The following is a 19,492-nucleotide window of genomic DNA, read 5'->3' on the forward strand; positions in this document are numbered from 1 at the left end:
CCCATGCCGAACACAGAAGTTAAGCTCTTTAGCGCCGATGGTAGTTGGGCTTACGTTCCGCGAGAGTAGGACGTTGCCGGGCAAATATTTAATTTTATTATTCCACAGTAGCTCAGTGGTAGAGCTATCGGCTGTTAACCGATCGGTCGTAGGTTCGAGTCCTACCTGTGGAGCCATGGCCCCTTGGTCAAGCGGTTAAGACACCGCCCTTTCACGGCGGTAACACGGGTTCGAATCCCGTAGGGGTCATTATTTATGGAGAATTAGCTCAGCTGGGAGAGCATCTGCCTTACAAGCAGAGGGTCGGCGGTTCGAACCCGTCATTCTCCACCATTTAATTTCATAAGCTGGAGGGGTAGCGAAGTGGCTAAACGCGGCGGACTGTAAATCCGCTCCTTCGGGTTCGGCAGTTCGAATCTGCCCCCCTCCACCATCTTTGGGCTATAGCCAAGCGGTAAGGCAACGGACTTTGACTCCGTCACTCGCTGGTTCGAATCCAGCTAGCCCAGCCATTAAGAGCCATTAGCTCAGTTGGTAGAGCATCTGACTTTTAATCAGAGGGTCAGAGGTTCGAATCCTCTATGGCTCATATGTAAGAGACATTAGTTAATCTAATGTCTCTTTTTTTATTGATGAAAATATGCATAAAATGATGTATATACGTATAAATATTTGGAATATATTAATATTATCCATAAACCCTTATATAGCTTGATGTAAGTGTTTACATATACTAGAATATAATAGTAATGCAAATTAAGGGGGATTTGAAATTATGAAAAAGAACATTGAAATAATCGGTGCACCAACTGCTTTTGGTCAAAGGAAATTAGGCGTTAATTTCGGGCCAGATGCATTGAGATATGCTGGTTTGATTGAGAGAATAGAAAATATAGGTCACAATATCATAGATAAAGGTAATGTTGAATCACCTACTATAGATATGAAAAAATATAAAAGCGAACAAGAAGGTTTAAGAAATTTAGATGAAGTGATTTCATTTTCAAATAACTTATATGAATCCGTAAATGAAACAATGAATAATGGTAACTTTCCTTTGATTTTAGGTGGAGATCATTCATTATCAATAGGATCAATAGCTGGTATTAGTAAACATTATAGTAATCTTGGGGTTATTTGGTATGATGCACATGGAGATTTGAATACATTAGATTCTTCACCGAGTGGGAATATTCATGGAATGCCATTAAGGGTCTTATTAGGTGAAGGTAATGATGAATTAATGAATATCGGTGGTTATAAGAATAAAGTAAAACCTGAAAATATCGTTTTAATTGGTATGAGAGATTTAGATGATGGTGAGAAGGAATATATTAAAAAATCAGGCATACGTACATATACAATGGCAGATATAGATAAACTTGGCATGAATCAAGTTATATCTGAAACGATAGATTACTTAAAGGATAAAACGGATGGTGTACATCTTTCATTGGATGTTGATGCATTAGATCCAGTCGAAACGCCTGGTACGGGCACAACAGTACCTGGAGGCGCAACATATAGAGAAAGTCATTTAGCTATGGAGTTACTTCATGAGTCAAACTTAATTGTATCTGCTGATCTAGTTGAAGTAAATCCTCTTATCGATGAATATAATAAAACGGCTCATCAAGCAATTGGATTAATGGGATCATTCTTTGGAGAGAAATTATTATAATTGACAATCACGGATAAAATATACTTTAATAAAGAAGTCTCTTTTATAGAGGCTTTTTTTGTTTTATATATAATTAAATTAACAATATATCTCAAAAATTGTTATAATAAGCACTAGGTAAATGAAACACGGAGGAGATACTATGCAGTTACCTGACATTTTTGGTGAATTAAGTGCCTTAAAAGTTATAACAGGTATACTTGATTTAATTATTGTATGGTATGTATTGTACTTAATTATAACTGTCGTTAAAGGTACAAAAGCGATACAACTATTAAAAGGTATATTTTTCATCATAATTGGTAGAACAGTAAGTAATTTTTTGAATTTGACGACTACTACGCTTTTATTTGATTTTGTATTGCAATGGGGGTTTTTAGCAATCATTGTAATATTCCAACCTGAGTTTAGAAGAGCGTTGGAACAATTAGGGCGAGGAAGTCTATTTAAACGAGTAAATGTAGCGACATCAGCAGAACAAGAAAGGTTAACTGATAGTGTTGATAAAGCCGTTCAGTATATGGCCAAAAGAAGAATAGGTGCATTAATTGTATTCGAGAAAGAAACAGGACTTCAAGACTACATAGAAACAGGTATACCTATTAATGCTGATATTTCTCAAGAATTACTCACAAATATTTTTATTCCAAATACACCATTACATGATGGTGCGATGATCATACGTGAACAAAAAATTGCTACAGCAGCAAGTTATTTGCCGTTATCTGACAGTCAAAAAATTTCTAAAAGTTTAGGAACGCGTCATAGAGCAGCTGTAGGGATTTCAGAAGTATCAGATGCATTTACAGTTGTAGTATCAGAAGAAACAGGTTCAATATCTGTAACAATTGATGGTAGATTAAGAAAAGAAATATCAAGTGAAGCCTTTAGAGAGTTACTAGTTGAGCATTGGTTTGGTTCTGTTCAAAACAGAAAGGATGTGAAGTAGATGCTAGAATCTAAATGGGGTTTACGTTTTGTAGCTTTAATTTTAGCGCTACTCATGTTCTTATCTGTGAATAATGTGTTCGGTAGCTTGTTTTCAGAAAATGCTTTGAAAAGTTCAGATCATGTAATAGAAGATGTTCCGGTAGATACAATCTATAATACAAAAGAATTATATTTATCTGGCGCACCTAAAACAGTAGATGTAAAAGTTTCTGGTCCACAATCAACAATATTACAGGCTGAAAAATTATTGAATTTTAAAGTAGAATTGGATTTGAAAAATAAATCAGTAGGACAATATAAAGAAAACTTTAAAATCAAAGGACTAAGTGATGAACTTAAAGCGACAGTTGTGCCTAAAAGTGCAAATGTAACGTTACAAGACAAAGTTTCTAAAAAATATCCAATTGAAGCAGAGATTAACCAAAACAGAATTGCTTCTGGATATGAGCTAGTAGGAGAAACTGTTAATCCATCACAAGTAACAATTACAGGTGGGCAAGAAGAACTTAATAAAATTGCTTATGTAAAAGCTACTTTAGATGAAACGAAGCAATTAACAGATGATACGACCGAAAAAGCGGGTATCAGTGTGCTTGATAGCAATTTAAATAAACTTGACGTTCAGATTAGACCAGATACTGTTAACGTCAATATTAAAGTTGCAAGATCTAGTAAAACTGTGACATTAAATCCTGTTACAAAAGGTAGTGCATCTAAAAATATAAATATTGATGATATTACTTTAGATAAAAACGAAGTTAAAATATATGGTTCGAGAAACGTGCTTGATGGTATAGGATCAATAGATGTACCTGTCGATATTTCTAATGTTGACGGTGATACAACTAAAAAAGTAAATCTTAGCTTGCCTGATGGTGTGGACGAAGCAGAATTTAAAAATGTTGAAGCAAAAATAGAAACTTCTAAAAACTAATGGAATTAAAGGAGAATTATAATGGGCAAATATTTTGGTACAGATGGTGTTAGAGGTGTAGCTAATTCTGAGTTAACACCAGAAATCGCATTTAGATTAGGTAGATTTGGTGGTTATGTATTATCGAAGAAACATGGTAGTGAAAATCCTAAAGTATTAGTAGGTAGAGATACGCGTGTTTCTGGGGAAATGTTAGAAGCAGCTCTAATCGCAGGTCTTTCATCAATTGGTGCAGAAGTCATGAGATTAGGTGTTATTTCAACACCAGGTGTAGCTTATTTAACGAGAGAAGTAGATGCAGATTTAGGTGTTATGATTAGTGCGTCACACAATCCAGTAGCAGACAATGGTATTAAATTCTTTGGTCCAGATGGTTTCAAATTAACGGATGATGAAGAATTAGAAATTGAAAAGTTATTAGATTCTACAGAAGACAATTTACCAAGGCCAACAGGTAACCAATTAAACCATATTTCGGATTACTTTGAAGGTGCTCAAAAATATATAAGCTATATTAAATCAACTGTCGATGGTGATTTAGATGGATTGAAAATTGTCCTAGATGGTGCACATGGTGCTACTTATTCACTTTCGCCATATTTATTCGGTGATTTAGAAGCAACTAGTGAAACAATCGGTTGTAAGCCAGATGGTTATAACATTAACTTAAATGTGGGTTCTACACACCCAGAAGAATTAGCAAAAGCTGTTATTGAACATGGTGCAGATCTTGGTTTAGCTTTTGATGGTGATGGGGATAGAATCATTGCTGTAGATGATAAAGGACAAATCGTTGATGGTGACCAAATCATGTATGTGTTAGCTGAAGATATGGCACAAAATGGTGAATTAAAAGATAATATGGTTGTTTCAACAGTAATGAGTAATTTAGGTTTCTATAAAGCACTAGAAGAAAAAGGTATTAAATCTAACAAAACTAAAGTTGGAGATAGATATGTTGTAGAAGAAATGCGACGTGGTTCATACAGCCTTGGTGGAGAACAGTCAGGTCACATCGTTATGATGGATTATAATACGACTGGTGATGGTTTACTAACTGGTGCGCATCTTGCTAGTATCGTAAAAAGATCAGGTAAAAGTTTAAGTGACTTAACAAGCAAAATGAAAAAGTACCCACAAAAATTAGTAAACGTAAGAGTTTCTGATAAATATGGTGTTGAAGAAAATGCTAAAGTTTCTGAAATTATGACTAAAGTTGAAGTAGAAATGAACGGCGAAGGTCGTATATTAGTAAGACCATCAGGAACTGAACCACTTGTTCGTGTAATGGTTGAAGCTAAAACAGAAGAAGATGCTGAAAGATTTGTTAACAGTATTGCAGAAGTAGTAGAACAAGAAATGGGAATTGAATAAAAATATTATAAATCTGAGACAACTATTGAGTGTGTCTCAGATTTTTTTATTTATTACAACTGTTATTATTATATTTTTAAGAGAAAATTGCACTAAATATAGTGTTATAATTGCACAACATACAATTTCATTGTAGAATGAAGAGAGCTTGCTTAAGGAGGATTGTGAGGTTTATCGAAATAAGGAAACTTATAGCGCCTGAACAAAGCACATACACGATTTAAGAGGCACGTATAATCAGATACATGCTGAATGAGTGTTATGAACTTTGTTGACGAGGAGGATAGTTATCGAATTATCGGCGGATGCTATCCCGGATGTGGCCCATTCGAAGTTCAATGTTTAAAGCATATAGGTGACTGTATGTCCAAAGCCATTGAAATAGCCATAAATTGAACAGAGTATTGAAAGCGACTAGACTAAAATTTTAAAGTCTGACCGCTTATTTAAAATTGGAGGAATTTTGATTATGTGTGGAATAGTAGGATATATTGGTACAGCAAATGCTAAAGAATTATTACTTAGAGGATTAGAAAAATTAGAATATAGAGGTTATGATTCAGCTGGTATTGCTGTAAGAAACGAAGAAGAAATTAAAGTATTTAAAGAAAAAGGAAGAATTGCTGAATTACGTAAAGCAGCTTCTGATGACTTTGATGGAAATATTGGTATTGGACATACTCGTTGGGCAACTCACGGTGTGCCAAACTATGAGAACGCTCACCCTCACCAATCAACATCAGGTCGTTTCACATTAGTACACAATGGTGTTATTGAAAACTATGAACAACTTAAAAATGAATTTTTATCAAGTATTACATTTAAATCAGATACTGATACTGAAGTTATTGTTGAATTAATTGAACACTTCTCAAACGAAGGATTAACTACAGAAGATGCTTTCAATAAAGTATTATCATTATTACATGGTTCATATGCATTAGGTTTATTAGATGAACAAGATGCTGACACAATCTACGTAGCTAAAAATAAATCACCATTATTAGTTGGTATCGGTGATGGATTTAATGTAATTGCTTCAGATGCAATTGCTATGTTAGCTGTAACAGATACTTATAAAGAATTAGTCGACAACGAAATTGTTATCGTAAAACGCGATGAAGTGATCATTAAAGACCAAGAAGGTAACGTAATTGAAAGAGATAGCTATAAAGCTGAAATCGATGCTTCAGACGTTGAAAAAGGTACTTACGATCACTACATGTTAAAAGAAATTCACGAACAACCAGGTGTTATGCGTAACATTATTCAAAACTATCAAGATGAAGAGGGGAACCTTAAAATCGATAAAGAAATTATTGAAGATGTTGCACAAGCAGATAGAATTTATATCGTTGCATGTGGTACAAGTTACCATGCTGGTTTAGTAGGTAAAGAATACATTGAAAAATGGGCAGAAGTACCTACTGAAGTACATGTAGCTTCAGAGTTCGTATACAACATGCCTTTATTATCTGAAAAACCTTTATTCATCTTTATTTCACAATCAGGTGAAACAGCAGATAGCCGTGCAGTATTAGTAGAAGCTAAACGTTTAGGTCACAAAGCATTAACAATTACAAATGTACCAGGATCAACTTTATCTCGTGAAGCGGATCATACATTAATTTTACACGCTGGACCTGAAATCGCTGTTGCATCAACTAAAGCATACACAGCACAAATCGCAGTATTAGCAATTCTTTCTCAAGTAGTTGCGAATGCACATAACAAAAATACTGGCGTAGATATTATTCCTGAATTAGCGAAAGTAACAACTGCAATCACTGCAATTGTTGACGATGCGCCTAAAATGGAACAAATTGCTAAAGATTTCTTAGAAACAACACGTAACGCATTCTTTATCGGTCGTACAATGGATTACTATGTAGGTCTTGAAGGTGCATTGAAACTTAAAGAAATTTCTTATATCCAAGCAGAAGGATTTGCTGGAGGAGAATTAAAACACGGTACAATTGCATTAATTGAAGAAGGTACACCAATCATTGCATTAGCTACACAAGAAAAAGTTAACTTATCAATTCGTGGTAACGTTAAAGAAGTTGTAGCACGTGGTGCTAATCCATGTATTATCTCTATGGAAGGTTTAGAACACGATCATGATACGTATGTAATTCCACACGTTCATGAAATGTTATCACCACTTGTATCAGTAATCACATTACAATTAATTTCTTACTACGCTGCATTACACAGAGGTTGTGACGTAGATAAACCACGTAACTTAGCTAAATCAGTTACAGTTGAATAGAATGATATTAAACACCTGAGCAAGTAGCTCAGGTGTTTTTTTTATGTAAATTTTGAATATATTATAAATGGATAAATATGTATGATGGCTGTAGTAACAAAAGTCGGAGGAATTGTAACTAAGGCGTTCCATAGTAACAAAAGTCGGAGGAATTGTAACTAAGGCGTTCCATAGTAACAAAAGTCGGAGGAATTGTAACTAAGGCGCCCTATAGTAACAAAAGTCCGAAGAAATGTAAATAAGGAGGCCGTTAGTAACAAAAGTCCGAAGAAATGTAAATAAGGCAGCCCATAGTAACAAAAGTCCCGTGAAATATAACTAAGGCAGCACAAAGTAACAAATTTTCATTATTCAACATCTCATTATAAATTTTTTGAGCTTTTATATTGAAAAATATACTATAGGGGGGTATAGTATTAATTAAAGAGAGGACGTGATTGTATGAGTGAATATCTACATGAACATACGGTAACACCTAGAACGAAAGAGGAAAAAGATAAAGTGATCAATAGACTTAAACGTATTGAGGGTCAAGTACGTGGTATTCAAAGTATGGTTGAAGAAGATAGATATTGTGTGGATATATTAGTTCAAATTAGTGCGATACAGTCTGCTTTGAAAAATGTTGGACTTGCGGTAACGGAAAGACATATTAAGCATTGTGTGACGGATGCTATTCAAAATGGTGAAGGCGAAGAAACGATTGATGAATTGATGAGTGTACTTAAACAATTTTCTAAGTAAGGAGGTAAACAAAATGAGTGAATCTAAACATGTTACTGTTGGTGTAACGGGTATGACATGTGCAGCATGTTCCAATCGTATTGAAAAAGTGTTAAACAGAATGGATGGCGTTGATGCTCAAGTGAATTTATCGACTGAGAAAGCATCCATCACTTTCAATAATGACGCTACAAATTTATCAGATGTAACAAATAAAATTGAAAATCTCGGATACGGTGTCTTAACTGAAAAGGCTGAATTAGATGTTTATGGTATGACATGTGCAGCATGTTCTAATCGTATCGAGAAAGTGCTCAATCGACAAGAAGGCATTACACAAGCAACGGTTAATTTAACGACTGAACAAGCTAATGTTGAATATAATCCTGAAATTATAGATGTTAAAAGTATCATTAATAAAATTAAAAATTTAGGATATGACGCAGCTACTAAAAGTGATGTTCAAAATAAAACAACGCATAAAGAACAAGAAGTACAGAAAATGAAAACGAAACTTATTATTTCTGCTATTTTATCGTTACCACTTTTATTAACGATGTTTGTGCATTTATTTAATATGCCTATGCCTCATATCTTAATGAATCCTTGGTTTCAATTTATACTAGCAACACCTGTTCAATTTATAATTGGATGGCAGTTCTATGTTGGTGCATATAAGAACTTGAAAAATGGTGGCGCTAATATGGATGTATTAGTGGCACTAGGAACAAGTGCAGCATATTTTTATAGTTTATATGAAGCTATCAAAACAATTGGTAATCCATCTTATATGCCGCATTTATATTTCGAAACAAGTGCAGTGTTAATTACGTTAATCTTGTTTGGTAAATATTTAGAAAAACGCGCTAAAAGTCAAACAACGAATTCTTTATCATCTTTATTAAATTTACAAGCTAAAGAAGCAAGAGTTATTCGTGATAATAAAGAAATCATGATACCTATTGATGATGTCGTTGTCGGTGATATATTGAATATCAAACCAGGTGAAAAGATACCGGTGGACGGTATTATTGAAAAAGGACGTACATCAATAGATGAATCTATGATTACAGGTGAATCTATTCCTGTTGAAAAAACGATAAATGAAGAAGTCATTGGTTCAACGATTAATAAGAATGGTTTAATTCATATTAAAGCAACAAAAGTAGGTAAAGATACGGCACTGGCTTCTATCGTTAAAATCGTAGAAGAAGCGCAGGGATCTAAAGCCCCTATACAAAGATTAGCTGATGTTATTTCTGGATATTTTGTTCCGATTGTTGTTGGGATATCAATCTTAACATTTATCGTATGGCTAACATTAGTAGATCCAGGTCAGTTTGAACGAGCATTAGTAGCAGCAATTGCTGTGATTGTCATTGCTTGCCCATGTGCGCTTGGATTAGCTACGCCAACATCCATTATGGTTGGTACGGGTAAAGCTGCCGAGAATGGCATATTATTTAAAGGTGGCGAACATTTAGAACGTACACACCGATTAAATACAATTGTGCTAGACAAGACTGGTACAATTACAAAAGGTAAACCTGAAGTTACGGATTATACTGGAGACTTAGAAACACTCAGTCTTTTAGCAAGTGCAGAAAAAGGATCAGAACACCCACTTGCTGAAGCTATTGTTGCATATGCTACAGAACAAGAAGTCGCATTAAATGATGTAGACGACTTTGATGCAATACCTGGATACGGTATTCAAGCTACTATTCAGAATAAAGAAATATTAGTGGGTAATCGAAAATTAATGGCAAGACATAGTATCGAAACGAAAGATTTTGAACAAGACATGTCCAATTTAGAATTAGAAGGTAAAACAGCTATGTTAATTGCTGTGGATCACACATTTAAAGGTATTGTCGCAGTTGCAGATACGATTAAAGAAAGTGCACCAGAAGCGATTAAAATGCTTCAAGAGGAAGGCTTAGAAGTCGTGATGCTTACAGGTGACAACGAAAGAACAGCTCAAGCTATCGCAAATCAAGTAGGTATTCAAAAAGTCATTTCTGAAGTATTACCAAATGAGAAAGCTGATAAAATTAAAGATATTCAAAGTACTGGTAAAAAGGTTGCAATGGTTGGTGATGGTGTTAATGATGCGCCAGCATTGGCAATATCAGATATTGGTATCGCAATTGGAACTGGTACGGAAGTTGCGATTGAAGCGGCAGATGTAACAATTCTTGGTGGAGAATTATTACTTATTCCTAAAGCGATTAAAATAAGTCATGCAACAATTAAAAATATTAAACAAAACTTATTCTGGGCATTCGGCTACAATACGGCAGGTATACCAATTGCTGCAATAGGTATTTTAGCACCTTGGGTTGCAGGTGCTGCGATGGCATTAAGCTCTGTAAGTGTCGTCACAAATGCATTAAGATTAAAAAAAGTTAAATTATAAATACTCATTCACACTCATATATAAATGGGTGTGAATTTTTTTATGAATCATTTTATTGTAAAATAAAAAGTAATGACAATGCATATAAATATAAATTGTCATGTTCATACTTAAGTCTTACACTTATTCAGCAACATATATTATATAATTAAGTTTCATCATTATGTTTTATTTATTATTATCGAATGTTTATATTTACAAAGCAATAAAAAGAGAAAGATATCAACTTAAAGGAGCAAATTAATGGAGAGTTGGATTACAAGTGTAATGGAACAATTTGGCTACTTTGGTATTGCCTTATTGATATTATTGGAAAATGTTTTCCCACCCATACCATCAGAGGTTATCTTAACATTTGGAGGTTTCATGACCACTAAGTCAGATCTAACAGTCTTAGGTGTAGTCGTTGCATCTACAATAGGTTCTGTAGGCGGTGCTGTCATATTATATTGGATTGGTCGTATTCTAAATGTTGAAAGAATCGAAAGAATTATCGAGAAATGGGGTAAATATCTTAGGTTAACGAAAGAAGATGTAAGAAAAGCAGATGCTTGGTTCGATAAATATGGACCATGGACTGTATTCTTCTGTAGATTTATTCCACTTATTCGAAGTTTAATATCAGTTCCAGCTGGTATGAGCGGTATGAATCAATGGTTATTTTTAGTATTAACGACAATCGGTACATTGATTTGGAATTTAGTATTAGTACTGGTAGGCGCTAAAGTAGGAGATAATTGGCATCAAATCGTCAATTATATGGATGTTTATTCTCACTTTATGTATGCAGTCATTGCAATTGGTATAATTGTATTTATCATTTGGTTTATTAGAAAGAAGAAAGTTTCATAACTTAAACAATGAAGGTGATACAATGATAACTTTATGTGAGCAGTTAAATGATAGACATTATGAATTATTAGCTTTAGCAGATGAAAATCAACATGCTGTTAATGATTATGCTACTAGAGGACAAGTATATGTTTATCAACAAGATCATCAAGATATCGGAATTGCAGTTGGGTTATTAACGAGACCCAATACATATGAATTAGTTAATTTAGCAGTTGATCCACATTTTCAAAATCAAGGTATAGGGAAATTATTAATTGACCATATGATTAATGAAGCGAGAAATTTACATTGTCATACAATAACTGTAGGAACAGGTAACTCAGGTATAGGGCAGTTGAAACTTTATCAACAAGCTGGATTTAGAATGAAATCAATAGATATTGATTATTTTGTAAAGTATTACGAAGAACCTATCTTTGAGAATGATATACAATGCAAAGATATGGTGAGATTAGAAATGGAATTGTAATAAAAGGACCTATACGGATTCAATTTTAAATTGTGTCGTATAGGTTTTTTTGCTTTTTGAAACAAACTAGTATACTTTTTATAGTATATAAAGTATACTATTATTTATTAATAAATAAGAAGAGGTGCAAGTTATGTTTCATGGTAAAGATGCAAATTTAGTAAAAGGCATTACATTAAATGTTAAAGATTTAGAAAAAATGACTGTATTTTATGACAGTATTTTAGGTTTAAATATAAAAAGTAAAGATGATAAGCAAACTGTATTTGAAATTGGTAACTCAGGTCATACTATTATATTAAATTTATTAGTGGATGGTAGAGAACCAAGTATGAGAGAAGCTGGATTATTCCATCTAGCAATATTATTACCAACAACTGCCGATTTAGCTGACTTTTTATTACATGCTTCAAGATTAAATGTAAGACTTGGCGCTGGGGATCATATCGTGTCAGAAGCATTGTATTTAAATGATCCAGAAGGAAATGGTCTAGAAATTTATAGAGATAGAAATCCAGAAACTTGGGTATGGAATGATGGAAACGTTAATATGGATACACTTGAAGTAGACGCAGAAGCATTAGTCCAACATGTTTCAACTGAAGGTTGGAATGGTATGCCTGAAGGTGCTAAGATTGGCCACTTACATTTAAAAACAAGCAACATCAATGAAAGTAAAGATTTCTATACTGATACATTAGGATTAAAAATTGTTGTAGGTAATTTCCCTAATGCATTATTTATGTCAACGAAAGATTATCATCATCATATTGCGATTAATACATGGCAATCTAATAAAAAACGTGAAGATTTAGATCATAGTTACGGACTAGCTAATATCGATATGCAAATACCGAATAGAGCACCTGAAGTATTGATTTCGCCAGATGGATTAAGGTTCGATATTAATCCAGAATAAGCATGATAAAATTTAGCCTTCCTATCCAATCACCTTTAATATAAGAGATGTTTCATGTACAATAAGTGAATATTCTAAATTCTTATATTAAAGGGGATGTAAGTATGCTTCTTGATTTGAAACATATTAATTGGATTAGAGAAGGCAAATACATATTAAAAGATATTTCTTGGGAAATAGTAGATGGAGAACATTGGGTGTTATACGGACTAAATGGTGCAGGTAAATCTACTATTCTCGATATTATTAACGCGTATACTGCTCCATCATCTGGGGAATTTGAAATACTAGATATGAAACAAGGAAGACCAGGTTATTCAGCAGATGGCATTAGAAGACAAATAGGTTATGTTTCGTCATCTTTATTTAAGAAAATGAGACAACAGGACAATGCTTTTACAACAGTCATTAGTGGTGCTTATGCGTCAATTGGTGTTTATGAAGAACCTACTGAAGAAATTAAAGAAAAAGCGAAACACATTTGTGAAACACTAGGTATTACACATTATATAAATAGAAGGTTTGAAACGCTATCACAAGGTGAACAAACGCGCGTATTAATAGGTAGAGCATTAATGTCTGAACCGAGGTTGCTCATTCTTGATGAACCAACAAATGGATTAGACTTTGTAGCGCGTGAAGATCTGTTAGAAAGAATTGAGTATATCGGACAAGATAGTGATGGACCAACCATTATTTATGTGACACATCATTTAGAAGAAGTCTTACCGATCTTTAAAAACATACTTTTATTGAAAAATGGTGAAGTATTCAAATCAGGTAATATTCAAGCGCTATTAAACAGTGATAATATGAGTAACTTATTTGGAATTGATGTAGATGTTGAGTTTAAAAATAATAGACCAATTTTATCTAAAAAGTAACATGTATTTAAAAAAATTGCCTTTACGCTGTGAGCATGAAATAATAGATATTGATAAATGATATGGAGGATTCAACATGACGAATCAAGCAGTTTTTTTAGATATGGACGGGACAATTTTAAATGAAGACAACAGAGTCACGAATCATACAAATGATGTTATTCAAGAAGTTAGACAAAAAGGCATTAAAGTATTTATTGCGACAGGAAGAGCATATGATGAAATTCCATATTTAGTACCAGAGAACTTTGAAGTTGATGGTATCTTATCTTCAAATGGTGCAGTAGGATATATTAATGGAGAAGAAATATTTAAACATCAGTTACCTATGGAAACAGTACATAAACTTGTGGAATTAGCAGAAGAACATCAAATTTATTATGAGTTATTTCCATATTATAAAAATCGTATCGCCTTAAAACGTGATAAAACGTTATTACTTTCTGAAATCCAAACAGATGAATTAGGAGATGTAGAGCGTAACGAATGGAAATCTCGACAAGAAGCTTTAAGTGAAAAAATTAATTGGGTTGATGAAATACCTGAAGATGCTTATTCTAAATTTTATTTCTTCAAAAAATACGAATCAGAAATTAAAAAATGGGAAGAACTTATCGTACCAATGAAAGAAGAATTAGATATTTCAATATCTCATTCAACAACTTGTAATTTAGAAACAATGCCTATAGGTGTTAACAAAGCGACAGCTATTCAATCGACTTTAGACTATTTAGGAATTGCAGAAGATACTGAAACATTTGCGATTGGTGATAGTGATAACGATAGACAAATGCTCGAGTTTGTAGACAATCCAATTGTTATGAAAAATGCACCTGATCATATTAAAGCGTTAGGTAGTGAAGTTACGAGACGTACAAATGTAGAAAATGGTGTCGCTGACTTTTTAAGTCAAAAGTTTTTAATTAAATAAATCAATTTATGAAACCATGTCCGATTTGCGGTGACATGGTTTTATTGTATAAACTAAAAATATTGTCAGCAATATATTTTGTGTGATTGTTTTATATACATTTGGATATAATATAATGAGTGATGTTTTAAAGGGGTGATGAAATGATTAAAACAGTTGTATATGATTTATATGGAACACTTGTTGATATAGATAGTGTAAGAGAAAAATGTGAAAAGTTATTCCCGGGAAATGGAGATAGGATTGCTAAAGCATGGCGATATAAATTAATTGAGTATACACATGTGAGACAATTAGTGGATGAATATAAACCATTTAGTAAAGTGATTCGTGATTCACTTGAATATGTGCTCAGTAGAAATGATTTTGATTACTCATTGAAAGAAATTAATGAATGTATGGCAGCATATAATCAATTAACGCCATTTCCAGAAGTTGCCCATACATTAAAAGAATTATCCGAAGTTGATCAAATCATATTTAGTAATGGTAATAAAGGTATGATAGATCAAGTATTAGATTATTCAAATATTACGAGTTACTTTAAGTTTATCTTGTCTCTTGAAGAGTTTGGGGTGTATAAACCAGATTCTAATGGATACGCATTGTTAGAAGAAAATATTCCATATAATAAAGATGAAGTACTATTTGTATCATCAAATAAATGGGATATTGTTGGTGCACAAAAGTTTGGATTTCAAACGGCATGGGTTAATCGTAACTTTAGTGATTTTGAATATATAGAGGTTAAACCCGACTTTGAATTACAATCCTTATATAGTATTAAAGATTTAATATAATAAATAAAGCGCTCAATCTTTTGAATCTAGATTGAGCGCTTTATATGTTGTCCAATAGGATTACTGGTTATTTGGAGGGTAAAGTGCATTTTTATTTTTATGATAGAAGTTCATCACACTTCCGTAAATGAAGTATGAAACAATAAACATAAAGATAAAGTACACAATATATCCGAGTACCGCGAATATAACTTGTAATACTGCTGGCATAAATGAAACGACAACTGCAACAATGATACCAACAATAGCTAAAACAATATATGCAACAACAACATAGAGTAAGTTGCTGAATAATAATTTCCAAGCATTATTAGGACCTTTACTTGTAATATTCCAACCAATTGAGAATTTAGTGAAAGTTGGTAACGATCTTTGATCAATATGAACAAGTACTGTGTTCATAATAAATATTACTAAATAATATAATGGAATAAACACTGCGAATAGAACTAAAATCATAAATAACATGATGATTACAAATGATATAGACATTGCACCAAAAGCTTCACTTGAACCGCTTGGTTGCATAATAGCCATAGATGTTCCGAATATTGCAAAGAAGATTAGTTCAACAACTAATACGACAATATAAATCGCTATATACATTGCAACACTAATCACACCTATAATAACTGTAAGTTTTAATGTTTTAACGTAGTTTCCTTTTCGTAAGAACATAAATAAATCACTAAAGTTTGGCGCAATACTTAAGTCTGTATCTTTGTAGTATTTAATCATGCCATAAGCTAAAGGAATTAAAACAAAGATATATAAACCAAGTGTTAATAAAAAGCCGAGTACCATAGTGACAAAGAATATCGCTAGTCCTCCGCCAGAAGGTTCACCTGAAAAGTCTTGTGATGAAGCGAGTGAGACACCACCGATTAAGAATAATACACCCGGTATTAACATTATAAGAATCATAACGATTGATGCTAAAATAGAAAATAGAATCGTTTTTAAATGGAATCCCTGTCCATTTCTAAAGTAATCCAATTGGAACTTGAACATATGATTCACCTCTTGTCTTTTTGTATCATTAGGGTACCATAAAAAACTATGAAAATGTCATTTAATTGTCAAAAACTTTCTTGCATTTGCGAATTTTTTGTAAAGAGCTATAAGCACTTTATTTGATATCCTACGTTATAACTCATATATTTGAGGTATATTAGTTATAGGAGTGAGCTATGAAAAAGTTATTCCGCTTCATTATCTACCTTGCAACATGGGTCGCTATCATAACGATGGTATTGCTGTTTAAAAGCCAAGGTGGATTCGATTTTTTTAATCATTATGTTGAAGATGTAAAGAAGCAGATGAAAGAAAAAGAAGTAGCGATTCGCACAGAACAAATTAAAAAGAATGATAAAACAGATGACCGTTCGCTTGGTAATTTTTATCAAGAAGGTCAATGTACATTTTATGTATTTGAAGAAAGATTGAAAATTGATAAAAAAATTAGTTCATCTTGGGGTGACGCTAAACATTGGGATGACCGTGCCAAAGAAGAAGGTTATAAAGTGAACGGAAAACCTAGTGAAGGCTCAATCTTACAAACAGATTATGGTGAACTAGGACACGTCGCAATAGTTGAAGAAGTAAAAAATGATGGTTCAATTGTTGTTTCTGATATGAACTATAAAAAGCCATATGAAGTGACTTCAAGGTTAATCACGCCAGATAGATTACACAATTATCGTTTTATACATGAAAAAATTTAAAGGAGTGTTTTATAATGAAGATTTTCGTAATAGGTGCTAATGGACAAATAGGAAGACATTTAGTTAAAGATTTAGTAGCAGAAGGCAATGAAGTTGTTGCAGGTATTAGAAAAAACAGTCAAGCAAGTTTCTTTGAAGACTTAGGAGCAACAACAGCACCACTAGATCTTGAATATGACGATATCAATGACATTTCTGAAAAAATAAAAGATGCAGATAAAGTTGTGTTTACAGCAGGTTCAGGTGGACATACTGGTGCAGACCAAACAATTATTATTGACTTAGACGGTGCAGTTAAATCCATTGAAGCAAGTAAAATAGCAGGTACGAAACATTTTGTACTCGTATCTTCATTTGATACGAGAAGATCAGCTTTTGAAGGAGATTTAAAACCTTATACAATAGCTAAACACTATGCAGATGAACATTTAAGAAACGCTAATATACCATATACAATCGTTCATCCTGGTGCGCTAACAAATGATGATGCTATTGGAACAGTTACTTTAGCAGAAGAAGTAGAACGTGGAAAAATACCTCGTAAAGATGTAGCGACTGTCTTGGTTGAAGTATTAAACAATGATGAGAAAATTGGTCAAGAATTCCAAGTCGTTTCAGGAGATGTTGAAATTAAAGAAGCGGTTGATCAATTTAATCAATAATCATAAAGGAGTATTATGATGGTTAAATTCGCAATTTTAACAGATATACATGGAAATATCGATGCATTAAACGCAGTACTTTCAGATATCGATAATCGAACGGATATAGATCACATATATAACTTAGGTGATAATATTGGTGTTGGCCATTGTACTAACGAAGTTCTTGAAACCGTAACAAGCAGAAAAGATATGACATACATTGCAGGCAATCACGACGAAGCGATTATGTCAGTCGTTAACAATGAGCCATATCCAGAAAGTTTGAAAAGTAAGTTCTATGAACATCATCAATGGATAGTAGAACATTTAGACAGCAAATATTATACCTTTTTAAATGAACTTAAACGTGAAGTTACAAAAGAAATAGACGGTTTAAAATTTTATTTCACACATTATCGAATACTCGAAGAAAATATGGATAAGCATATTAGTGAAGATCCATTTGAACCAATCGTAGATCCTTCGTTAGAACATGTACACGGATTATTTAATGGCGTAGATGCAGATTTTGTTACATTCGGACATAATCACGTGTTACATCACTTTGATGATATAGAAACAATATATTTTAATCCGGGGTCAGTAGGGTTAAATAACGGTGCATACGCAGTGTATGGCATAGTAGAAGTTAAAGATGGTGCCATAAACGTAGAAAGAGTCAAAGTACCTTATGATAATCAACCATTCTTAGAAGGATTCGATGATAAAAAAGTACCAGGCAAACAATTAATCTTTGAATCATTCATATAGAAGAAAACAGCCACAACATTGATGTTGTGGCTGATTTTTTTACTGAGATGGATTAAAATGGAAATGAATAAACTTATAAAGAAGGTGAACCATTGAAAAAGAACTATTATTCAGTGATTGGATCTCTTATAGGTAGAACATACATAAGTCCTCAAGATATCCAAAAATATGAAACATATAAAAAAGGAAAAGAAGGTGAAAAGAAGTTTTTAGAAATATTAAAATCTATTGATCAATTAGAGTTCATATATAATTTACAACTACAAAGTACTCAAAATTATCAATTTGATTTTATAGTTATCACTGATAAGATTATCTATCAATTTGAAATCAAAAATTATTTTGGTAAATATGAATTTAATAATGGTAATTTGATTTGTGATAACGGCTTTGTAATTAAATATCCGTTAGCTCAATTAGATAGAAATGACTATATCCTAAATAAAGTACTTGATAAATTAAATATAGAAAGAACAATAAAAAGCTATATAATATTTATTAACGGAAATTTCAGTATGAAAGGCAAAATAGATGAAGAAACAATTATTTTACCAAACCAGTTAAATAAAGTAAGACATCTCCTTAAAAACAGTAACTCTCCAAATAATTCTATAATAAAAACCACATTACAAAATCTCCATACACCTTTTGAAGATGATTATCATCAATATCCGAATTATGAATTTAACAAATTAAAACCTGGTATAAGATGTACACAATGTAACAATATAATAGATACACCACTGAAAAATAAAAAGAAAATAATCACTTGTTCTAACTGTTTTAATGAGATACCTAGAAAAGAACTTATTTTAAATACTTTAGACGAATTAATGTATTTGAAAGGAGCACCATTCGGTATGAAAGAAGCAAGGAAGTGGTGTAATGGTGTACATAGAAATACACTTTCATATATTATGAAAGGACATTTTAAAATGATTACACAAGGAAATACTAAAGTATATTATAAGTAAGTTAAGGCCTATCATAAATTTGAGTTTGAATAGTGTGATGGGGTACTGAATCTAGGTATGGCGCACGAAGACTGAGAGATATCGTGCGCTAAGGTACAAAATAAGGGTGTATCGCACGAAGACTGAGAGATATCGTGCGATAGGGTACAAAATCCAGGTGTATCGCA

18 protein-coding genes, 6 tRNA genes and 1 rRNA gene are annotated in these 19,492 nt (G+C 32.8%); 24 read left to right on the forward strand and 1 reads right to left on the reverse strand.

Annotated elements, in window-relative coordinates; translation table 11 throughout:
- The 20 genes from rrf to LQ694_RS15145 form a co-directional block, all read left to right on the forward strand.
- A 5S ribosomal RNA gene (gene rrf / locus LQ694_RS15660) occupies window positions 1-82 on the forward strand; the annotation flags it as partial.
- Between the two features lie 19 nt (window positions 83-101).
- Window positions 102-176, forward strand: a tRNA-Asn gene (locus LQ694_RS15055).
- A gap of 1 nt (window position 177) precedes the next feature.
- Window positions 178-249 (forward strand) — tRNA-Glu (locus LQ694_RS15060).
- A gap of 8 nt (window positions 250-257) precedes the next feature.
- Window positions 258-333, forward strand: a tRNA-Val gene (locus LQ694_RS15065).
- Between the two features lie 16 nt (window positions 334-349).
- Window positions 350-433: transfer RNA gene (locus tag LQ694_RS15070), tRNA-Tyr, on the forward strand.
- A gap of 4 nt (window positions 434-437) precedes the next feature.
- A tRNA-Gln gene (locus tag LQ694_RS15075) sits at window positions 438-512 on the forward strand.
- Between the two features lie 4 nt (window positions 513-516).
- Window positions 517-589, forward strand: a tRNA-Lys gene (locus LQ694_RS15080).
- Between the two features lie 186 nt (window positions 590-775).
- Window positions 776-1,681 (forward strand): arginase, encoded by a 906-nt coding sequence (gene rocF / locus LQ694_RS15085; RefSeq protein WP_058612313.1) that lies wholly within the window; start codon window positions 776-778, stop codon window positions 1,679-1,681.
- Window positions 1,682-1,823: 142 nt separating this feature from the next.
- On the forward strand, window positions 1,824-2,630 hold the full coding sequence (cdaA, locus tag LQ694_RS15090; RefSeq protein WP_025907437.1) for a diadenylate cyclase CdaA: 807 nt from the start codon (window positions 1,824-1,826) through the stop codon (window positions 2,628-2,630).
- A complete protein-coding gene (locus tag LQ694_RS15095; protein WP_058612312.1) occupies window positions 2,631-3,566 on the forward strand; it encodes a CdaR family protein in 936 nt (311 codons plus the stop codon).
- Between the two features lie 21 nt (window positions 3,567-3,587).
- On the forward strand, window positions 3,588-4,940 hold the full coding sequence (gene glmM, locus LQ694_RS15100; RefSeq protein WP_218697183.1) for a phosphoglucosamine mutase: 1,353 nt from the start codon (window positions 3,588-3,590) through the stop codon (window positions 4,938-4,940).
- Window positions 4,941-5,409: 469 nt separating this feature from the next.
- Window positions 5,410-7,212, forward strand: a complete 1,803-nt coding sequence (gene glmS, locus LQ694_RS15105; RefSeq protein ID WP_058612311.1) for a glutamine--fructose-6-phosphate transaminase (isomerizing) — start codon at window positions 5,410-5,412, stop codon at window positions 7,210-7,212.
- Between the two features lie 441 nt (window positions 7,213-7,653).
- Window positions 7,654-7,956, forward strand: coding sequence for a metal-sensing transcriptional repressor (locus tag LQ694_RS15110; RefSeq protein ID WP_049319925.1), 303 nt, complete (start codon window positions 7,654-7,656; stop codon window positions 7,954-7,956).
- A 13-nt stretch (window positions 7,957-7,969) separates the two neighbouring features.
- Window positions 7,970-10,354: a heavy metal translocating P-type ATPase gene (locus LQ694_RS15115; protein WP_218697184.1), complete on the forward strand. Its 2,385-nt coding sequence runs from the start codon at window positions 7,970-7,972 to the stop codon at window positions 10,352-10,354.
- Window positions 10,355-10,597: 243 nt separating this feature from the next.
- Window positions 10,598-11,206, forward strand: a complete 609-nt coding sequence (locus LQ694_RS15120) for a DedA family protein (RefSeq protein WP_048541291.1) — start codon at window positions 10,598-10,600, stop codon at window positions 11,204-11,206.
- Window positions 11,207-11,228: 22 nt separating this feature from the next.
- The gene (locus LQ694_RS15125) at window positions 11,229-11,678 is read left to right on the forward strand and encodes a GNAT family N-acetyltransferase (protein ID WP_058612314.1); all 450 of its coding nucleotides are present in this window, start codon (window positions 11,229-11,231) and stop codon (window positions 11,676-11,678) included.
- Between the two features lie 133 nt (window positions 11,679-11,811).
- A complete protein-coding gene (locus LQ694_RS15130) occupies window positions 11,812-12,597 on the forward strand; it encodes a VOC family protein (RefSeq protein ID WP_096791933.1) in 786 nt (261 codons plus the stop codon).
- A 104-nt stretch (window positions 12,598-12,701) separates the two neighbouring features.
- The gene (locus tag LQ694_RS15135) at window positions 12,702-13,481 is read left to right on the forward strand and encodes an ABC transporter ATP-binding protein (RefSeq protein WP_048541287.1); all 780 of its coding nucleotides are present in this window, start codon (window positions 12,702-12,704) and stop codon (window positions 13,479-13,481) included.
- Window positions 13,482-13,557: 76 nt separating this feature from the next.
- On the forward strand, window positions 13,558-14,412 hold the full coding sequence (locus tag LQ694_RS15140; RefSeq protein WP_058612308.1) for a Cof-type HAD-IIB family hydrolase: 855 nt from the start codon (window positions 13,558-13,560) through the stop codon (window positions 14,410-14,412).
- Window positions 14,413-14,555: 143 nt separating this feature from the next.
- Window positions 14,556-15,212 carry a haloacid dehalogenase type II gene (locus LQ694_RS15145; RefSeq protein ID WP_058612307.1) on the forward strand — a complete coding sequence of 219 codons (657 nt, stop codon included), beginning with the start codon at window positions 14,556-14,558 and terminating at the stop codon, window positions 15,210-15,212.
- A 60-nt stretch (window positions 15,213-15,272) separates the two neighbouring features.
- Here the strand turns inward: LQ694_RS15145 and LQ694_RS15150 are convergent, their stop codons facing one another.
- A complete protein-coding gene (locus LQ694_RS15150) occupies window positions 15,273-16,223 on the reverse strand; it encodes a hypothetical protein (RefSeq protein WP_218697185.1) in 951 nt (316 codons plus the stop codon).
- A 179-nt stretch (window positions 16,224-16,402) separates the two neighbouring features.
- Here LQ694_RS15150 and LQ694_RS15155 point away from each other — a divergent pair, with 179 nt between their 5' ends.
- The 4 genes from LQ694_RS15155 to LQ694_RS15170 all read left to right on the forward strand — a co-directional run bounded on the left by LQ694_RS15155 (window position 16,403) and on the right by LQ694_RS15170 (window position 19,325).
- The gene (locus LQ694_RS15155; RefSeq protein WP_053076875.1) at window positions 16,403-16,936 is read left to right on the forward strand and encodes a CHAP domain-containing protein; all 534 of its coding nucleotides are present in this window, start codon (window positions 16,403-16,405) and stop codon (window positions 16,934-16,936) included.
- A gap of 14 nt (window positions 16,937-16,950) precedes the next feature.
- Window positions 16,951-17,598 carry an SDR family oxidoreductase gene (locus tag LQ694_RS15160; RefSeq protein WP_037590026.1) on the forward strand — a complete coding sequence of 216 codons (648 nt, stop codon included), beginning with the start codon at window positions 16,951-16,953 and terminating at the stop codon, window positions 17,596-17,598.
- 18 nt (window positions 17,599-17,616) lie between these two features.
- The gene (locus LQ694_RS15165; RefSeq protein ID WP_058612305.1) at window positions 17,617-18,351 is read left to right on the forward strand and encodes a metallophosphoesterase family protein; all 735 of its coding nucleotides are present in this window, start codon (window positions 17,617-17,619) and stop codon (window positions 18,349-18,351) included.
- Between the two features lie 92 nt (window positions 18,352-18,443).
- Window positions 18,444-19,325 (forward strand): nuclease-related domain-containing protein, encoded by an 882-nt coding sequence (locus LQ694_RS15170; RefSeq protein WP_058612304.1) that lies wholly within the window; start codon window positions 18,444-18,446, stop codon window positions 19,323-19,325.
- The last annotated feature ends 167 nt before the right edge of the window (window positions 19,326-19,492 follow it).

The sequence above is a fragment of the Mammaliicoccus sp. P-M58 genome (assembly GCF_022386165.1).
Classification (GTDB): domain Bacteria; phylum Bacillota; class Bacilli; order Staphylococcales; family Staphylococcaceae; genus Mammaliicoccus; species Mammaliicoccus sciuri.

Bases quoted from the DNA above. Each gene is read 5' to 3' on its own strand.
- rocF (WP_058612313.1), top strand. From the start codon at position 776: ATGAAAAAGAACATTGAAATAATCGGTGCACCAACTGCTTTTGGTCAA.
- cdaA (WP_025907437.1), top strand. From the start codon at position 1,824: ATGCAGTTACCTGACATTTTTGGTGAATTAAGTGCCTTAAAAGTTATA.
- LQ694_RS15095 (WP_058612312.1), top strand. From the start codon at position 2,631: ATGCTAGAATCTAAATGGGGTTTACGTTTTGTAGCTTTAATTTTAGCG.
- glmM (WP_218697183.1), top strand. From the start codon at position 3,588: ATGGGCAAATATTTTGGTACAGATGGTGTTAGAGGTGTAGCTAATTCT.
- glmS (WP_058612311.1), top strand. From the start codon at position 5,410: ATGTGTGGAATAGTAGGATATATTGGTACAGCAAATGCTAAAGAATTA.
- LQ694_RS15110 (WP_049319925.1), top strand. From the start codon at position 7,654: ATGAGTGAATATCTACATGAACATACGGTAACACCTAGAACGAAAGAG.
- LQ694_RS15115 (WP_218697184.1), top strand. From the start codon at position 7,970: ATGAGTGAATCTAAACATGTTACTGTTGGTGTAACGGGTATGACATGT.
- LQ694_RS15120 (WP_048541291.1), top strand. From the start codon at position 10,598: ATGGAGAGTTGGATTACAAGTGTAATGGAACAATTTGGCTACTTTGGT.
- LQ694_RS15125 (WP_058612314.1), top strand. From the start codon at position 11,229: ATGATAACTTTATGTGAGCAGTTAAATGATAGACATTATGAATTATTA.
- LQ694_RS15130 (WP_096791933.1), top strand. From the start codon at position 11,812: ATGTTTCATGGTAAAGATGCAAATTTAGTAAAAGGCATTACATTAAAT.
- LQ694_RS15135 (WP_048541287.1), top strand. From the start codon at position 12,702: ATGCTTCTTGATTTGAAACATATTAATTGGATTAGAGAAGGCAAATAC.
- LQ694_RS15140 (WP_058612308.1), top strand. From the start codon at position 13,558: ATGACGAATCAAGCAGTTTTTTTAGATATGGACGGGACAATTTTAAAT.
- LQ694_RS15145 (WP_058612307.1), top strand. From the start codon at position 14,556: ATGATTAAAACAGTTGTATATGATTTATATGGAACACTTGTTGATATA.
- LQ694_RS15150 (WP_218697185.1), bottom strand. From the start codon at position 16,223: ATGTTCAAGTTCCAATTGGATTACTTTAGAAATGGACAGGGATTCCAT.
- LQ694_RS15155 (WP_053076875.1), top strand. From the start codon at position 16,403: ATGAAAAAGTTATTCCGCTTCATTATCTACCTTGCAACATGGGTCGCT.
- LQ694_RS15160 (WP_037590026.1), top strand. From the start codon at position 16,951: ATGAAGATTTTCGTAATAGGTGCTAATGGACAAATAGGAAGACATTTA.
- LQ694_RS15165 (WP_058612305.1), top strand. From the start codon at position 17,617: ATGGTTAAATTCGCAATTTTAACAGATATACATGGAAATATCGATGCA.